Source organism: Flavobacterium fluviatile, from assembly GCF_010645065.1.
Lineage (GTDB): Bacteria > Bacteroidota > Bacteroidia > Flavobacteriales > Flavobacteriaceae > Flavobacterium > Flavobacterium fluviatile.
The window spans coordinates 672583-689014 of sequence record NZ_JAADZW010000001.1; the positions used below are offsets into that span (position 1 = coordinate 672583).

Annotated in this window: 18 protein-coding genes; 14 read left to right on the plus strand and 4 right to left on the minus strand. The window is 32.4% G+C overall.

Annotation, left to right across the window (positions count from 1 at the left end):
- Positions 1 to 89 precede the first annotated feature (89 nt).
- Positions 90 to 1634, plus strand: coding sequence for a hypothetical protein (locus GXM17_RS02420; protein WP_163397685.1), 1545 nt, complete (start codon positions 90 to 92; stop codon positions 1632 to 1634).
- Positions 1635 to 1893: 259 nt separating this feature from the next.
- Here the strand turns inward: GXM17_RS02420 and GXM17_RS02425 are convergent, their stop codons facing one another.
- From GXM17_RS02425 to GXM17_RS02435, 3 genes are all read right to left on the minus strand, one after another.
- Entirely contained in the window at positions 1894 to 2694 is an 801-nt protein-coding gene (locus GXM17_RS02425; RefSeq protein ID WP_163397686.1) for an ABC transporter substrate-binding protein, read from the minus strand.
- Between the two features lie 124 nt (positions 2695 to 2818).
- Positions 2819 to 3640 (minus strand): orotidine-5'-phosphate decarboxylase, encoded by an 822-nt coding sequence (gene pyrF / locus GXM17_RS02430; protein ID WP_163397687.1) that lies wholly within the window; start codon positions 3638 to 3640, stop codon positions 2819 to 2821.
- A 114-nt stretch (positions 3641 to 3754) separates the two neighbouring features.
- Positions 3755 to 5935, minus strand: a complete 2181-nt coding sequence (locus GXM17_RS02435) for a DUF5723 family protein (RefSeq protein ID WP_163397688.1) — start codon at positions 5933 to 5935, stop codon at positions 3755 to 3757.
- A gap of 266 nt (positions 5936 to 6201) precedes the next feature.
- Here GXM17_RS02435 and GXM17_RS02440 point away from each other — a divergent pair, with 266 nt between their 5' ends.
- From GXM17_RS02440 to GXM17_RS02485, 10 genes are all read left to right on the plus strand, one after another.
- Entirely contained in the window at positions 6202 to 6387 is a 186-nt protein-coding gene (locus tag GXM17_RS02440) for a CsbD family protein (RefSeq protein ID WP_163397689.1), read from the plus strand.
- Positions 6388 to 6533: 146 nt separating this feature from the next.
- Positions 6534 to 7085 carry a helix-turn-helix domain-containing protein gene (locus GXM17_RS02445; protein WP_163397690.1) on the plus strand — a complete coding sequence of 184 codons (552 nt, stop codon included), beginning with the start codon at positions 6534 to 6536 and terminating at the stop codon, positions 7083 to 7085.
- A 20-nt stretch (positions 7086 to 7105) separates the two neighbouring features.
- Entirely contained in the window at positions 7106 to 7555 is a 450-nt protein-coding gene (locus tag GXM17_RS02450) for a response regulator (RefSeq protein ID WP_110345566.1), read from the plus strand.
- Between the two features lie 11 nt (positions 7556 to 7566).
- A complete protein-coding gene (locus GXM17_RS02455) occupies positions 7567 to 9354 on the plus strand; it encodes a sensor histidine kinase (protein WP_163397691.1) in 1788 nt (595 codons plus the stop codon).
- Positions 9355 to 9535: 181 nt separating this feature from the next.
- Positions 9536 to 10054 (plus strand): DUF4142 domain-containing protein, encoded by a 519-nt coding sequence (locus tag GXM17_RS02460; RefSeq protein ID WP_244307315.1) that lies wholly within the window; start codon positions 9536 to 9538, stop codon positions 10052 to 10054.
- Positions 10055 to 10089: 35 nt separating this feature from the next.
- The gene (locus GXM17_RS02465; protein WP_163397693.1) at positions 10090 to 10743 is read left to right on the plus strand and encodes a porin family protein; all 654 of its coding nucleotides are present in this window, start codon (positions 10090 to 10092) and stop codon (positions 10741 to 10743) included.
- 35 nt (positions 10744 to 10778) lie between these two features.
- On the plus strand, positions 10779 to 10931 hold the full coding sequence (locus GXM17_RS02470) for a lmo0937 family membrane protein (protein ID WP_007811479.1): 153 nt from the start codon (positions 10779 to 10781) through the stop codon (positions 10929 to 10931).
- A gap of 52 nt (positions 10932 to 10983) precedes the next feature.
- Complete coding sequence (locus GXM17_RS02475) at positions 10984 to 11268, plus strand: YtxH domain-containing protein (RefSeq protein WP_163397694.1); 285 nt, start codon at positions 10984 to 10986, stop codon at positions 11266 to 11268.
- Between the two features lie 40 nt (positions 11269 to 11308).
- Positions 11309 to 11668 carry a hypothetical protein gene (locus GXM17_RS02480; RefSeq protein WP_163397695.1) on the plus strand — a complete coding sequence of 120 codons (360 nt, stop codon included), beginning with the start codon at positions 11309 to 11311 and terminating at the stop codon, positions 11666 to 11668.
- Between the two features lie 33 nt (positions 11669 to 11701).
- Positions 11702 to 12079 (plus strand): hypothetical protein, encoded by a 378-nt coding sequence (locus GXM17_RS02485; protein ID WP_163397696.1) that lies wholly within the window; start codon positions 11702 to 11704, stop codon positions 12077 to 12079.
- Between the two features lie 335 nt (positions 12080 to 12414).
- Here the strand turns inward: GXM17_RS02485 and prfA are convergent, their stop codons facing one another.
- A complete protein-coding gene (gene prfA / locus GXM17_RS02490; protein ID WP_163397697.1) occupies positions 12415 to 13491 on the minus strand; it encodes a peptide chain release factor 1 in 1077 nt (358 codons plus the stop codon).
- 770 nt (positions 13492 to 14261) lie between these two features.
- Here prfA and GXM17_RS02495 point away from each other — a divergent pair.
- The 3 genes from GXM17_RS02495 (at position 14262) to GXM17_RS02505 (ending at position 16364) form a co-directional block, all read left to right on the plus strand.
- Positions 14262 to 14453, plus strand: a complete 192-nt coding sequence (locus tag GXM17_RS02495) for a hypothetical protein (RefSeq protein ID WP_163397698.1) — start codon at positions 14262 to 14264, stop codon at positions 14451 to 14453.
- 218 nt (positions 14454 to 14671) lie between these two features.
- On the plus strand, positions 14672 to 15808 hold the full coding sequence (locus GXM17_RS02500; RefSeq protein ID WP_163397699.1) for a T9SS type A sorting domain-containing protein: 1137 nt from the start codon (positions 14672 to 14674) through the stop codon (positions 15806 to 15808).
- A 127-nt stretch (positions 15809 to 15935) separates the two neighbouring features.
- A complete protein-coding gene (locus GXM17_RS02505; protein WP_163397700.1) occupies positions 15936 to 16364 on the plus strand; it encodes a copper resistance protein NlpE N-terminal domain-containing protein in 429 nt (142 codons plus the stop codon).
- Positions 16365 to 16432: the final 68 nt, after the last annotated feature.

The window sequence follows — 16432 nt, forward strand, 5'->3', positions numbered from 1 at the left end:
TTCATTTTAATGAAATTATACTGTTCATAAAACAATTTATAATTAATTATTATATTAAAAATCAATAAGTTACATTATTATATTTTACAATGGCTAACCATCAAAAAGATTTTTTATTTGTACTGATAAAATCACTTTCTAAGTCGGAAAAAAGACAATTTAAAATTTTTGCAAGTCGTCTGGAAACGAGTTCCAACACAAAATTCATTGAATTGTTTAATATTTTAGATAAGTCTGAAACTTATGATGAAAAACTTATTTTGAAAAGCGGAAGCATCAAGAAAGTTCAGTTATCCAATTTAAAATCATATCTGTACAAACAGATTCTAGTTAGTATCCGCCTGAATATCCCGAGCCAGAACATTCGCTATCAATTAAGGGAACAAATAGATTTTGCCGTTATCTTATACAACAAAGGCTTATACAAACAAAGCCTGAAAATTCTGGATAAAACCAAAATGATAGCCCTTGAAAATGATGAAAAATACATGGCTTATGAAATTGTTGAATTCGAAAAACTAATCGAGTCGCAATATATTACCCGAAGTATTCAGGGACGCGCAGATGAATTGGTTATTCAGGCAAAGGAGTTGAATTACCGAAACACTATTTCGAGCAAGTTATCCAATTTATCGCTTCAGTTGTATGGAATCATGTTAAAAACAGGTTACGTAAAAAACGATGAGGAATACAAATATATTGATGACTATTTCAATAAACACATCTCAAAATTAGATGAAAGCAAGTTTGGCTTTCGTGAAAAGTATTGGTTTTACAATGCCAATTTGTGGCGCAGTTTCCTTGTCCAGGATTTCCTTGCGAGTTACAAATTTGCCTATAAATGGGTTCGTTTGTTTTATGACAATCCGAATATGATTTACCAGAATCCGGTGTTTTTTCTAAAAGGAAACCATTACTTTTTAGAATCGCTTTATATGCTGAAACATAAGTCAAATTTCAAAAAATACCTGACACTTTTAGAAGAAACAATTCAGGATGCCCGATTTCCGGTTAATGACAACATTGCGTCACTATCCTTTTTATATATATACAATAACAAGCTCAATTATCATATTCTTGAAGGTACTTTTGCCGAAAGCGAATATTTGATTCCGGAAATTTTAGAAAAAATTAAAATTCACAGCGAACATCTTGACGAACATCATGAAATGTTGTTTTATTACAAAATTGCCTCTATCTATTTTGGAAATGAAAAATACAATGAGTCAATTTATTATCTGGACAAGATAATCAACAACAAAAACTTAACAATGCGTGAAGATTTAATGTGCTTTGCCAGACTCCTGTCATTGATTGCACATTATGAGTTAGGAAAAGATTATTATCTGGAAAATCATCTTAAGAGTACATACAAATTCCTTTTGAAGATGAATGATTTGCATGAGGTTCAGAAAGAAATCATTAAATTCATGAGAAACCTTAATAATTTTTATCCGGCCGATATTAAAAAAGAGTTTATTAAGATGCGCGAACGCTTTATCGAATTAGAAAAAAATACCTATGAAAAAAGAGCTTTTCTGTATTTAGATATCATTTCATGGCTGGAAAGCAAAATTGAAAATCGAAAAATTGCCGATATCATTAAAGAGAAAGCCAAACTCAACAGTCGTTAATTGAATGCATAACAATATATTAAAAATCTTAACTTAAGTCCAACAAAGTAATAACAAAACCTTAACAGCAAAAGAAAGATATATGTCGGACATTTGTAATGTAATAAACTGGTTATTTATTATTTTGGTTTTGGTTAGTTAAATGATGCCGGCGTCTTCGAGATGCCGGCATTCTTTTTTTGATAAAATTTCCAAATAAAAAATCCAAATTCCAATTTTATATCAGGCTGAAATTTGGGTTTTGGAATTTAAATATTCATTAATTCTTCAATCTTTCATGAAGCAATTTAAAATACGAAAAAGCCTTTAATAACCGGCTTCCGTGCCAGGAGAACATTTCGCCGTCTACAAAAACTGTTTTGGCGTGATGCGTAAATCTTCCAATTTCAAAAGCATCTTCTTCTTTAAAAGGATAAGGCTCAGAAGAAAGGAAAACCAGATCAGGATCACCTTCCAAACGCATTTTTTTGATTTCAATTTCAGGGTAACGCCCTTTATCTTCGTAGATATTTTTAAAATGATTCAACTTTAATAATTCATTAATATAAGTCTCATTCCCGGCAACCATATATGGATTTTTCCAAATAAAATAAGCAGCTTTTTTCATCTCAATATCCTGAACGTATTTTTTAAAATCGCTTAAAGCGAAAGTCAATTTGTCATTCCACTTTTGAGCTTCGGTTCTGCAATTAAAAAGTTGTCCAAAATCTGAAATCATTTGAAAATTATCTTCAACAGAAACAATATTCGTGACCCAAACCGGACAAATTTTACTTAACTGTTCTACAATTTCGGGAGTATTTTCTTCTTTATTGCAAATAATAACATCAGGCTGCAGTAATTTTATCTTTTCAAAATGAATCTTTTTTGTTCCGCCAACAATTTTCTTTGTTGATTTCAAATGATATGGATGCACACAAAACTTCGTAATTCCGATAATTTTATCTTCCAAACCTAAATCATATAACAATTCCGTTTGAGAAGGCACTAACGAAACAATACGTATCGGAGCTGTTTGAAAAGAGTGTAAAGTACCTAGTTGATCTGTTAATTGTTTCATGTCTGATTTTGATTCAGGTTTTAAATGCAAAGTTCGCTAAAATTTACGCTAAGAACACAAAGTTATCTTTGCGAACCCTGCGAAATCTCAGCGAACTTTGCGATTAATCTATTTATAAAGTTGTTTAAAACTTCAAACTAAGAATTTCTTCCATTTCCTGCTGTACTTTCAAAGCCTCTTCCCTCGCTTTTTCAGCAAAATCAGTTCCCTTTGAAGCGTAAATAATTGCTCTTGCAGAATTTACCAGCAGACCAACTTTATCATTCATTCCATATTTGCAAACTTCTGACAAGCTTCCGCCCTGAGCACCGATTCCAGGAACCAGTAAGAAACTATCCGGAACAATTTTTCTGATTTCTGTAAAGTACTCCGCTTTGGTAGCACCAACTACATACATTAAGTTATAACTGTTTTTCCATGTTTTAGAAGTTTCCAAAACCTGTTTGTATAATTCCTTTCCGTTGGTTTCTAAAGTTTGAAAATCAAAAGCTCCTTCGTTTGAAGTTAAAGCCAGCATTATAGTATGTTTATTTTCAAAAGCAAGAAAAGGCTCTACTGAATCTTTTCCCATATAAGGAGCAACTGTTACACTATCAAAATTTAAATCTTCAAAAAAAGCTTTCGCATACATGCTTGACGTATTTCCGATATCACCTCTTTTTGCATCTGCAATCGTGAAAATTTCAGGAAACTTTTCATTTATGTAATGGATTGTTTTCTGCAGTGAAACCCATCCTTTAATGCCATACGCTTCAAAAAAAGCAGTGTTTGGTTTGTACCCGACAGTCAAATCATGAGTAGCATCAATTATAGCTTTATTGAATTCGAAGATAGGATCTTCGGTTTCTAATAAATGCTGAGGGATTTTGTTTAAATCAGGATCAAGCCCAACACATAAAAATGATTTTTTTTGCAGAATTTGTTCGTGTAGTTGTTGTGTAGTCATTCGTGAATTTTTAGTTTTTTCAATTCAAAGAAATGCTTCTTTTTTAAAAAGTATGCAAAAATAAAAAAAGCCATTCAATTAAGAATGGCTTTTTGGTTTTATATTCAGACAGGCTTATAAATTACCTAAATAAACAATTTCTGTTCTTCTGTTTTCTGCTCTTCCGGCAGCTGTTTTATTAGATTTAACAGGTTTTGTAGATCCGTAACCATTAGAAGTTAAATTAGCAGGATTCACACCTTTTGCAATCAGGGCATCCATAACAGCTTTTGCTCTTTGTTCAGATAACTTTTGGTTTGCCTTAGCATTTCCAACGTTGTCAGTATGTCCATTAACAGCAAATTTAGCATTTGGATAATTTTTCAAAATTTCTTTGATAGCGTCCAGTCTTCCTGAGTTCTGGCCTTTATCAGCAACATCCAGAGTAGCTTTGCCTGTTGGAAAGAAAATAGATTTCGCTTCCACTCTTAACTGCTCTAATGTAGTTTTATTAACTTCAGGACAGCCTTTGTTTTCTTTTGGACCTGCAAGTATCGGACAATTATCTTCACTGTCAGGGATACCATCTTTATCAGCATCTAAAACCGGACAACCTTTATTTTCTACTAAACCTGCAACATCCGGACAAGCATCGTCTTTATCTAAAACACGATCTCCATCTGTATCAGGCCATGGACAGCCTTTATTTTCTACAGGACCAGCAACTGTTGCACAGGCATCAACGTTATCCAGTAAAGTATCTCCATCTGTATCTTTCCAGGGACAGCCTTTATTTTCAATTGGTCCGGCGAGATCAGGGCAAGCATCATCCTTATCAAAAACTTTATCACCATCTTTATCCGGCCATGGGCATCCGTTATTTTCAACTGGTCCTGCCACATCTTTACATGCGTCTTCTTTATCAATAACACCATCACCATCCTTGTCTTTAAATTTCTTTTGATAAACCGGAATTTTTAATCCCAAATAAAAATCAGCCGCTTTTGACTCTTTCGAAACTAAATTCGATAATACTGATCCGGAACCAACAAAGAAAGTACCTACACGCACCCCTGAACCCACCTGAGTTCCGCTATATTCCATCCAGGTAACAGGAACAAAAAAGCTAAACCATCTGCTTTCGTAGCGGGGAGTCAGACTTACTCTGTCAGCAATATTAATTGAGTTTAACTTTGTGTCTGAAACCATACTAATATCACCATTAAGGTTCAGATAGAATTTGTTATGGATATTCCAGTCAACATCGGCATGTAATGCTGTTGGCAGATTTGCTTTTACTCCTTTTGCACTTGCTATTTTTGTATAACGTTCGTTTAGTAAATCGTATATATCTTCTGTTTCGTCTATTATTTCCTGTGTTAGGGTACCAGTTATATCATAAGTATCCTGTTTTGCTTTTTTATAATTGATAGAGCCTATATCAGTTACAGATAATCCGAAACGTAACTTATATTTATTTAAATCCCTGAAATTATTATCTACAGGTTTTGCATTATTCAAATCATACTTATCATAATCCGGTCTCCATTCATACACAAGTCCAAAATCAAAACCGAACCCGCCTGAATTAATATCAAATTCGTAATCTTCATTTGCTTCCCAATCCTGGCTTCCGCCAATAGTAAGCTGTCCATTTGTAAACAATGTACTGTTTTCCGGGTCACTTGTGTTTTCAACAAATATTGCATTTGCATCTTTTCCCTGAATATAAGCATTTCCAACACCTTGCAGATATTTAGCTGTAAAACCTCCTTTTAGGAAATGTTGATTTTTTTGAAGTAAAACAGCTGCGTATGAAATACCTAATTCTCCCCAGGCATGGGACGCCCCGTTTGGACTGCCAGCATTAAAATTAAAACTGCCTGACTGATCCAGACCATCCTTTACCTGATCAACAAGATACCCATTAACATCTCTAAGGTTTGTTACCGACCGTGCGCGGGTAAAAACTGCCAAAGTATGTTTTGGCGCAATGTTAAACATAAATGAAGGTCCCATAACATCAAAATTAACCAGAGCATTGTTTGCATTGGAAGGGCTCATTTTAGACTGACTGTCAAAATCATAGCCGTCTTTAAAAACATCAAAAAGTTTAACGCCATACAAATCATTACTAACAGCACTACTGACAGAAAACAAATTAATATCAGTTTTAAAACGGGAATCAGCTATTGAAGCAGGGTTAAAAAGAACACTTTGTACTCCGGCATAATTGTCGTGAAAATAACCTGAATAAGACTGCGCCTGAATCGCAAATGAAGTAAATGTTAATAAAATGAGTAATTGTTTTTTCATTAAAATAGGGGTTTTAGGTTTAATTGGCGGCAAAACTACAATAATAGATTTAAACATATATTACCAAAATGTTGAATTGATGTAACAACTTCTGCCAATTATGTCAAAAATATAATTCTTCAAAAACTCCTTTATAAGAATATTAGCAAAACATAAAAGGAAAACCCATATATGTGAATTATACAACAGTTTAGCATATATATATAACAAAGAAGATTAATGAATTTTTGATTTTTACATCATATTAATAATAAAAATTAAGAGCCATGAATAATACAGAAATAAAGGGCAACTGGAATGAATTTAAAGGGAAATTAAAACAAAAATATGCTGATTTGACAGATGATGATTTGTTATATGAAGAAGGAAAAGAAGATGAGATTTACGGAAGAATACAGCAAAAGCTAGGTAAAACGAAAGAAGAATGGGATGATATTGTATCAAATTTGTAAAAACTTTCAACATGTCCTAAATGCCGCTTAACTAAAATTAGGCGGTATTTTTTTGATTTTCAAGCTTTAAAGATTCCCTTTTCTAAAAGCCAGTATTAACGCAAAAATCAAATAAATTAGTTATCTTTAACCATATTTTTACAAAAATGAAATTATTTATAAAATTTGACATCAATACAATTTGCACACTTTATCTAAAACAAAAGCTGGAAGAGCAAAATTTAAATTTTTCAACTTTAGGATTTGGTGAGATTGAACTGGAGGAAAATCTGGGCATCGAAGCATTAGAAAAACTTAAAAACAGCCTGGAGCCGTTTGGTTTTGAAGTAGTAGAAAATCAAAAAAGTGTTTTGGTTCAAAAAATAAAGGATGCTATAATTGAATTGGTATATACTGATGACAACAATAATTATAAAAGTTCGGCATATTTAGCTGATAAATTAAATCATAGTTATGGTTATTTATCAAATGTGTTTTCTGAAGTAACTTATTCATCAATTGAAAATTTTATAATCATTCAAAAAATTGAAAGAGCAAAACAGTTAATGATTGTAAATGAAATGAGTCTGACCGAAATTGCTTTTTTACTGAATTACTCAAGTGTGGCACATTTAAGTACACAATTTAAAAACACAACCGGAATAACACCTTCAGCATTTCTGAGAATTATTAAAAAACGAAGAGAAAATTTAAAATAAAAACCAAACACCTATAATCAATGCAAAAAAACGCATTACACATTTTACTCGCCGATGACGACGAAGACGACAGACTTTTCTTTAAAGATGCTTTTGAAGAAGTAAAAGTTCAAACCAAAGTAGAATTTGTTTTCGATGGTTTACAGTTAATGGAACATTTAATGAATCCTGACACTAAATTGCCGGACATCTTATTTCTGGATTTGAACATGCCTAAAAAAACAGGAAAAGAATGTCTGATAGAAATTAAAAAAACAGAGCATCTGAAAAATCTGATAATTGCAATTTACTCTACATCTTCTTCAGATGAGGATATAGAAGATACCTTTATTGAAGGTGCAAATATTTACATCAAAAAGCCAAGTGATTTTAATGCGCTTAAAAAAATTATTAATGAAGTTATAACGCTGAATTGGCATTATCATACATCAGGTTTAAACCGTGATAATTTCCTGTTAAGCCTTAAATAATTACAATAATAATGAAATGGATTCCTAAGTTTAATTCCTCAAATTATTTGAGAGTTATTTTTATAATAGCTATTTTCATTTTACTTTTTCTTTCCTCAATAGCTTACAAACATAACCGGGATTTAAACGAATCCAGCAAGCTGCTCATGCATACCTATGAAATAAACATAGAACTTGAGCGGCTTATGTCTGCGATTAAGGATGCAGAAACAGGCCAGCGTGGCTATATGATTACCCGCAATCACAGATTCCTGACTCCTTATCTTTTTTCACGCGACAAGGTAAATTCTTCTTTTATAGCATTGAAGAAACTTACCGCCGACAATCCGGAGCAGAAAAAAAACCTTGAAAAAATATACAAACTAATCATCCAGCGTTATGTTTCGTTTGAAAACTGCCTAAAATACAGTACACCCGAAACTTATGACAAAAGAAAACTGGACAATCATATGTTTGGTGGCCGAATTTTAATGGAAAACATTCGTTTTAAGGTAGACGAAATGAATGATATCGAAAAAACTTTTTTAAATAAGAGTTTGAAAAAATACGATCAGGAAATTTCTTTAGGCCCAATTCTTTCAATTTCATTATTTTTAGTTGCCTTAATTTTCATTTTATTAGCATACAGAAAAATAAGCCGCGACCTGGAACGATTAAAAGTATATAATAAAAAACTTTTGATCTCATCTGGACTAATGGCAGAATCAGAAGCTATTGGTAAATTCAGCACCTGGCAATGGGATCTGGATACGGATAAAATCGACTATTCTGATAATCAGTTTCGCCTTTTAGGTTGTTTGCCAAATTCTTTTGTACCAAACAAAGACACCTTTTTAAATTTTGTTCATCCTGACGATAAAGAAATTATTGCAGCATCTATAGAAGGTATAATCAAAAATAGAGAGCTTCCTTTTACCTATTATAAAATTATTCTTCCAAACAACGAAATCAGGCATTTTAAATCGACTGGAAAATTACTTATAGATCAAAATGGCAGTACTATTTTATTAGGAATAAATTTCGATATCACCGACGAACATTTATTAAATATTAAACTTCAGGAGCGAAATAACGAACTTGAAAAAAGCAATAAGGAATTAGCGTCGTTTAATCATGTAGCCAGTCATGACTTACAGGAACCACTTAGGAAAATTCAAACTTTTATTTCCAGAATTTCTGAGGCAGACAAAGCTGTTCTTTCTGACAGCGCCAAGGATTACATTATAAAAGTAGAAACATCTGCTAAAAGAATGCGTGTCTTAATTGATGATTTATTATTGTTTTCAAGAACTAATACCACCAAAAAAGAGTTCGTCAAATCTGACCTTTATGAATTATTGGAAAATGCCAAATCTGAACTTGCAGTTACAATCGATGAAAAAAAAGCTAATCTGGAAGTAATTGGCGAATTGCCTACCCTTGAAGTAATACCTTATCAGATAGAACAGCTCTTTATTAATTTAATTGGCAATTCATTAAAATACAGCAAGCCGGAGACCGCTCCGCAAATCACTATTAATTGTGAGGAAGTCTTATCCAACGAATATCCTGAAATTATGGATGAGCCTTTTAATAAATTCTACAAAATTACTTTTACAGATAACGGAATGGGATTTGATCCACAGTTTAAAGACAACATTTTTGTATTATTTCAAAGACTGCATTCTAAAACTGATTATCCGGGTACTGGCATCGGTTTAGCGATTTGCAAAAAAATTGTCGAGAACCATAAAGGATATATCACCGCCAACAGCGAACCGGGAAAAGGCTCCGTGTTTACTGTATTTCTTCCGGAATAATTCACCAAAAAACATCTTAAAAAACGTTATATTTTTCCGTAATGGGAATTATATAACGTTTCTTTTTTATGCTGTAAAGCAAAACTTACTATTCGTTAGCATCTTTGTAATGTAATAATGAAGTAACAATTTAAACAGGATGTCCTCATCAAAAACATTATTTTTTAAAGCTGTTTTTTTTGTGATTTTATCTGTAGCAATTTTAGCCTGCAACAGAAAAAAAAGCCAAGAAAACAAAGACAATAAATACGTTCTTACAAAAAATCCGGAAGAAACTGAAGCTTATTTTTTTGTAGCAACTTCAAAAACGACAAAATCGATTATTTCAAAAAGTCAGCTGGCACATCACAAAAGTTCAGAAAAGGCTGTAAAAGATATCAGCAGACAGATTGAAAAAAGTCAAAACGAGTTGCTTCATCAAATCAATAAAATAGCCGTTCAAAAACTCATTATAATTAATGAAATAAACACAGCGGTTACCAATAAAGATGTTTATGAGCTTCAAAACAAAAAAGATGCTGAATTTGACAGGGCTTACTTAAATTCAACTGCAAAATCGTTATCAGAAACGATCAGATTATTTGAATCTGTCGCAAATGAAACAAACGACACTGTAATATTAAAATTAGTTACTCATTATTTACCCAAACAATACGAATTTTTAAGAAAAACAGAAAAAATTAAAAAACAGATCAATTAAAATTAAATTAGAATTATTAACAAAATTTTTAAATTATGAAAATGCAATCAAATTTTTTATACGCCTTATCACTTTTTATGATGACTTCATTTGGGATAGTATCTGCACAGAGCAGTACAGTTGTAGGACCGGAATTCGGTATCAAAGGGGGAGTGAATATGTCAAACCTTTATTCTGACTCTGATGAAATCAATGACGAAAACGTACTTTGGGGATTCAATGCCGGTGTTTATGCAGCTTTTCCAATAGCAGACAACATTTTTATCCAGCCTGAGATTTTATATACAACAAAAGGTGCTGAATTAGATTATGACTTTGCCGGTGTAGAAGGCACATCTAAATTCAAACTTGGTTATGTAGAAGTTCCATTGTTAGTAAGATTCAATCTAACTGAAAATTTCAATATTCATGTGGGTGGATATGCTTCTTACTTAGTTGATGCAAAAACAAAAGGTGAAGGAGATGTTGAATTTGAAGATGAGTATGACGCAGATGATTTCGAAAGATTTGATGCAGGTTTATCAGCTGGTGTTGGTGTTGATTTTAACCCAATCAGTATTGGATTACGTTATAACTATGGTTTGACAACTATCGGTAAAGAGCGAGATGCTGGTTTCGGAAACACCGTTACATTCCCTGATGTTAAAAACAGCAACTTAACTTTATACTTAGCGTATAAACTGAATTAAAAAAAAGCATTAATTAACCATAAACATTTTAAATCATGTCAAATTTATTATATACAATCGCAGTGATTCTTGTCATTCTTTGGGCCTTAGGGTTCTTTGTTTACAGTGCAGGAAGTATTATTCACATATTATTGGTAATTGCCATTATAGCAATACTGTTCAGACTTATTAAAGGTCGCGAAATTTAAAAAAATCAAAGATTATTAAACATTTTATATTAATCATTTTAAATCAAATATTATGAAAACTAGTAGCACAATTTTAGGAATTTTAGGAGCTGCAGCGGCAGGAGCATTCATTGGAGTATTATTTGCACCGGATAAAGGTTCAGAAACCAGAAAAAAAATCAAAGATAAATCAAAAGGTTACGGTGATAATCTTAAAGGAAAATTTGACGGTATCTTAAGCACTATTAACACAAATGGCAAAGATATTATTGAAGAAGGAAAAGCAAAATTCAATCAGGTAAAAGAAGACTTCAATTCGATGAAAGATGAAGCTAAGACTGTAAAAACAAACTACTAAGACTGATCCTTTTCTTCAACCATATAAAATACCAAATATCATGGAAACTAATGCAACAACAAACGAAAACCTAAATATGTATGAAAAAGCAGAAAACTATACCAAAACAAGTTTAGAGTTAATTAAACTTAAAACGGTATCAGCAACTGCAGATGTTTTATCAACATTAACATCACGGATAGCGGTTGGCGCTGTTGTTGCATTTTTTACTTTGTTTCTAAATATTGGCCTTAGTTTATGGATAGGAAAAGAACTTGGTGAATACTATTACGGTTTTTTTGCAATAGCAGGATTTTATTTAATTGTTGCAATTGTACTACACAAAACACAGCACAAGCTGATTAAAACGCCTATCGGGAACATTATTGTTTCGAGTATTCTAAAAGATTCAAAGAACTGATTTTAATAATTGATAAAATAAAAAAGACTATTTATGGAAACTATTTACACTATTGATTCATTAAATCAAAGAATTAAGCTTTTAGAAGAACAACAAGACAGAGAATGGTGTGATATCAAAGATGAAATCGATGAAATTAAGGAAAATTTAAAACCCCTTAATCTCATTCGCAATACACTCCAGGAAGTCAATGAAGCCGTGGGCTTCAAGAGTGATCTTGCCCAATCAGCGATAAGCATTGGAATTGGTTACCTGGCTAAAAAACTGGTTGTAGGAAAAACAGATTCTACGTTTAAAAACATCCTTGGGTCAGTATTGCAGCTTGCTGTAACGACTTTGGTAGCAAAGCCGGCAGACCATCATGAGCCTTCAGTGAAGGATTCATATCAGGAAGAATCGTTTGAAGAGTAATTGTATAACTTAATACAACTATTATGGAAAAGATAAACGAAATAATAATTAAAAATGGTGTTTACATTTACTCGAATTTCTATAAATGCTTTGAATACACAAGAGTATTTTTAGGTATCTAACTAGTTTATACGTTTCTAGCTTTAACAAACGGTTAAACAGTTAATACCTCACTATAAATCTCTATTTATTAAATGGAGCCTTAGAAAAAAAGCAAAGTTTGCATTAGTGGACTTTGCTTTTTTGCATTAAAAAAAGCCTCACTTATTAAGTTTGGCTTTTTGTGTATTCTGTCTTTTTAGTTAAAATCTAAGAATCTAAATATGAATATTAAATTAAAACACTTCAGAAGCTTCTTTGAGTTTCTCCATGTTATTTACCAACTGAAGTTCAGAAACTATTTTCTGTATATCGCCGTTCATGATGTTACCCAAATCGTATAAGGTCAAACCAATACGGTGATCCGTTACACGTCCCTGAGCATAATTGTAAGTTCTGATTTTAGCAGAACGGTCGCCCGAACTTACCTGAGAACTACGTTTTTTAGCATCTTCCTCCTGCTTTTTGGCTAATTCCATTTCGTATAAGCGTGAACGCAATACCATCAAAGCTTTATCTTTGTTCTTGTGCTGCGATTTTTCGTCCTGACATTGTGCTACCAATCCGGTTGGAATGTGCGTCAAACGAACCGCAGATTTTGTAGTGTTTACTGATTGTCCCCCAGGTCCTGACGAACAGAAGAAATCAACACGTACATCATTCATATCCACCTGAACATCAAATTCCTCTGCTTCCGGCAGTACCATAACAGTTGCTGCCGATGTATGTACACGTCCCTGTGTTTCAGTCTGAGGAACACGCTGTACACGGTGAACGCCCGCTTCAAACTTCAAAGTTCCGTAAACATCTTCTCCGGTAACCTCAAAAATAATCTCTTTGAAACCTCCCGAAGTACCTTCGTTCATATCCACAACCGAAGTTCTCCAGCCTTGTGTTTCGCAATATTTAGTGTACATTCTGAACAAATCCCCGGCAAAAATACTTGCTTCATCACCACCCGTTCCGGCACGAATCTCCACCATCACATTTTTCGCATCTTCAGGATCTTTCGGAATCAGCATAAATTTTATTTCCTCCTCCAGTTCCGGCAGACGTTCTTTTGCTTCATCCAATTGCATTTTTGCCATTTCCACCATTTCAGCATCACTCCCGTCAGCAATAATTTCGTTTGCTTCGTCAATATTTGCTAAAATTATGATGTACTCTTCTCTCTTTTCAACCAGCGCTTTAATACTTTTATATTCCTGATTAAGCTGCTTATAACGTTTCTGATCTGAAATAACATCCGGCTGAATAATCAAATCCGAAATCTCGTCAAAACGCTGCTTTACATATTGAAGTCTGTCTAACATTTTCTAGTTTCTTTTATTGGACTGCAAAATTACATAAAATAGTTGATAGTTAAAAGTTGTTCGCTGATGGTTTTTTTAGGAGCTGTTTCCTGCTATCCGCTATATCTTTTTAGGCAGAATGTCTATTGTTGAATTACGGTTTTCGTTTGCCTAAAAAGGATGCCGCTGCTATCAGGGCTATGACTTTTTGGCTTTATAAAAATAATATGGCAAAAGAATATTTTAGAATTTTATATCGTGAATTTTCGTTATAAATAAATTATATTTGAAAAAATATACAAAACAAATATGCACATAACGTACCCCATTTCAAATAAAAGGAGTTGAATTTATGCGGATATAAAAACGAGTTACCAGCTATTTCATCACGGATCAGCAACAACGAAAGATATGGAGAACAACATTAGAAAGCACCAACTTTTGAGGAAGTTAGCTCAAAAATTTTTTAGCCTTGATGATTACTTTCCTGAGGTCGATGGTCAATTAATTACCGTTTCCATTAAAGAGATTAGGTCGACATTGAATTGTTCAATTGAAACCGAAAAGTTAATTCTCAATAACTTACAAGCTGCGAAAGAAAATTATTAAACATAGCAGGAACGGTCAGTGTAATTTATTTAACCTGGGCAACCGGAAATTTTTTTGAAGAAAAAAAAGCCGCCAATTATATAAAAGCCTTAATAAGCATTTTTCTGGGAATGATAACCTTCTTCATTTTGATAATGGCAATAGGAATAACAATTGATTTAACAGCAAAACACTAAAAAAAGATGGAAAATAAAAAAGCACCTTCATTTATATTTGGAACAATAGCAATCATTTTAGGATGGACATTGTTTAAACACTTCGATTTTAAAAATCTAAGTTTTGAAAAACCGTGGTTGGACGGACTATATATGGTAGTTTTTATGTTATCAATTTACATTTTGGTCAAAAACAACAAAAAAAGAGCTGAGAAATAAATAAAGAACTTTCAAAAAATTACAGTGGCGAAGACGTATCCTCAATATGTAATAGTTTTAACCTTTAAGAGTAATTACTAAAATAAACATCTCGTAATTTTAGAGTTTTTAATGCATCTGACATTTATTAATCCTCAAAAATACACCAAAAGGAGTATTTAAAAAACAGAAGCATTTCGTATTTTTGGAGTTAATTTTAACTTTTAAAATCATTATTCATGACAAAAAAATTACTCTTCACACTTTTAAGTTTTGCGCTATTTTCTATTTCTTATTCTCAACAAGAAGCTACAGATTATATTTCTGGTTTAGATGATCCATCGGCAATGATCAACAAGGGAAACATATTGTATGTTCAGGGGTCTAAAAATCTATACGAAATAAATACTGCTTCAGGCTCTCCTACTGCAAACGTAATTTATACTGCTGCAGCAAATTTTTACATGACCAATCTTACCATTAGCGGGAATATTATTTATATCTCTGAAGAAAATTATGACGAAGTAAACAATACTTCTTCAGGATGTAGAATTGTTGCTTTTGACATCAATAATCCGGGAGCACCTGTCAATGTAATTTATACTACTCCAAATTATGTTTCAGCATTAGCTATTACAGGATCTACTATTTATTTCGCATCTGAGGCCGAAATAGCCCACGATGACTATGTAGTACAGATTCTCAAAATAGATGTTAATAATCCTATTGCTACAGTTGTTGTAAACAATTTAGCTGAAGATGTAGAAGCAAGTGATATGGCTTTTTATAGCAATAATTTAATGATATCAGTAGGGGGTGTACAGAAAGTTTTTGGATTTGATATTACAGATCCTGTAATCACAGTAACAGAATATATGAAAAATCTGGGTTTCAACAAAGGATTATTCGTAAATGGTAATAATGTATTTATTGCAGATGGAAATCGTATTGGAACAAAACCACTTAATTTATCTACTCCATTGACTTTCGTAGCTCAAAATACAACTTATAAAGATCCAATTAATACTACCCCTATTAGTTTTTTTAATGCGAACTTCAGAGATGTTGTTTTAATTGGAGATAAATTATTTATGACTCTATTAAATCAGGGGAAAGTAGTTACAGTACAGGATGCTACTTTATCTAAAGACAAATTCAATCAGGATTTAAAAGCAGTTTCTGTTTCTAATTCAAAAACAACACTTACTGTTACAGGATTAGAAAACAATTCTCAGGCAGGTATTTACAATATATCCGGACAATTAATAACTTCAAAAGAACTTTCTGCAAACGAAAACTCGATTGACATAAGTTCATACAGCCATGGTGTTTATATAATTAAATTAGGCAATAAATCATTTAAATTTATTAAATAACCTGAAATAAAAACCATACTCCCAATTTATTACAAGGCTGCAAGAAAATATTTTTTGCAGCTTTTTGCATTTTCGAAAGAGAAAAAAATTTAATCTTTGTGTAATAGAAATCTTTAAATTTTCATTCATGAAACTAATAATTTTCTCTCTGCTATTCATAACTGGCTTAAACTCATTTGCTCAATCAAAAGATTTTTCCGGCGAATACACACGATCACTTGGTGAAGAAGGAAAACATTTAATCGAATATAAACTCACTTTAAATGCTGATGGAACATTTGTATTTCATTACTATAAGAAAATACAAGGCGGAACCCCACCTGAAACCAATAAATATGGAAAAGGAAAATGGAATTCAAAAGACAATCTGATTACTTTTACATCTAACAAAAATGAAGATTTTGACGAAAAATATACTTTAGATTTAAATAATTCAACAGCAAGATTTATTACCAAAAATCCCAGAGATAAAAGCGACAAAGTAGTTAAGACTAAACTGCAGTTTTTAGAATCAGATATTTCCTGGATGCAAAGAATTGATCTTTTTAAAATATAATTCCCCTTGCTAATTTTAATGGAGGTCTATACAAATAGTATCTTAGAAGCTTAGCCGGTTTTCTGTAA

Excerpts from the sequence above, each read along its gene's own strand:
- GXM17_RS02420 (WP_163397685.1), top strand. The coding sequence starts at position 90 with ATGGCTAACCATCAAAAAGATTTTTTATTTGTACTGATAAAATCACTT.
- GXM17_RS02425 (WP_163397686.1), bottom strand. The coding sequence starts at position 2,694 with ATGAAACAATTAACAGATCAACTAGGTACTTTACACTCTTTTCAAACA.
- pyrF (WP_163397687.1), bottom strand. The coding sequence starts at position 3,640 with ATGACTACACAACAACTACACGAACAAATTCTGCAAAAAAAATCATTT.
- GXM17_RS02435 (WP_163397688.1), bottom strand. The coding sequence starts at position 5,935 with ATGAAAAAACAATTACTCATTTTATTAACATTTACTTCATTTGCGATT.
- GXM17_RS02440 (WP_163397689.1), top strand. The coding sequence starts at position 6,202 with ATGAATAATACAGAAATAAAGGGCAACTGGAATGAATTTAAAGGGAAA.
- GXM17_RS02445 (WP_163397690.1), top strand. The coding sequence starts at position 6,534 with ATGAAATTATTTATAAAATTTGACATCAATACAATTTGCACACTTTAT.
- GXM17_RS02450 (WP_110345566.1), top strand. The coding sequence starts at position 7,106 with ATGCAAAAAAACGCATTACACATTTTACTCGCCGATGACGACGAAGAC.
- GXM17_RS02455 (WP_163397691.1), top strand. The coding sequence starts at position 7,567 with ATGAAATGGATTCCTAAGTTTAATTCCTCAAATTATTTGAGAGTTATT.
- GXM17_RS02465 (WP_163397693.1), top strand. The coding sequence starts at position 10,090 with ATGAAAATGCAATCAAATTTTTTATACGCCTTATCACTTTTTATGATG.
- GXM17_RS02470 (WP_007811479.1), top strand. The coding sequence starts at position 10,779 with ATGTCAAATTTATTATATACAATCGCAGTGATTCTTGTCATTCTTTGG.
- GXM17_RS02475 (WP_163397694.1), top strand. The coding sequence starts at position 10,984 with ATGAAAACTAGTAGCACAATTTTAGGAATTTTAGGAGCTGCAGCGGCA.
- GXM17_RS02480 (WP_163397695.1), top strand. The coding sequence starts at position 11,309 with ATGGAAACTAATGCAACAACAAACGAAAACCTAAATATGTATGAAAAA.
- GXM17_RS02485 (WP_163397696.1), top strand. The coding sequence starts at position 11,702 with ATGGAAACTATTTACACTATTGATTCATTAAATCAAAGAATTAAGCTT.
- prfA (WP_163397697.1), bottom strand. The coding sequence starts at position 13,491 with ATGTTAGACAGACTTCAATATGTAAAGCAGCGTTTTGACGAGATTTCG.
- GXM17_RS02495 (WP_163397698.1), top strand. The coding sequence starts at position 14,262 with ATGGAAAATAAAAAAGCACCTTCATTTATATTTGGAACAATAGCAATC.
- GXM17_RS02500 (WP_163397699.1), top strand. The coding sequence starts at position 14,672 with ATGACAAAAAAATTACTCTTCACACTTTTAAGTTTTGCGCTATTTTCT.
- GXM17_RS02505 (WP_163397700.1), top strand. The coding sequence starts at position 15,936 with ATGAAACTAATAATTTTCTCTCTGCTATTCATAACTGGCTTAAACTCA.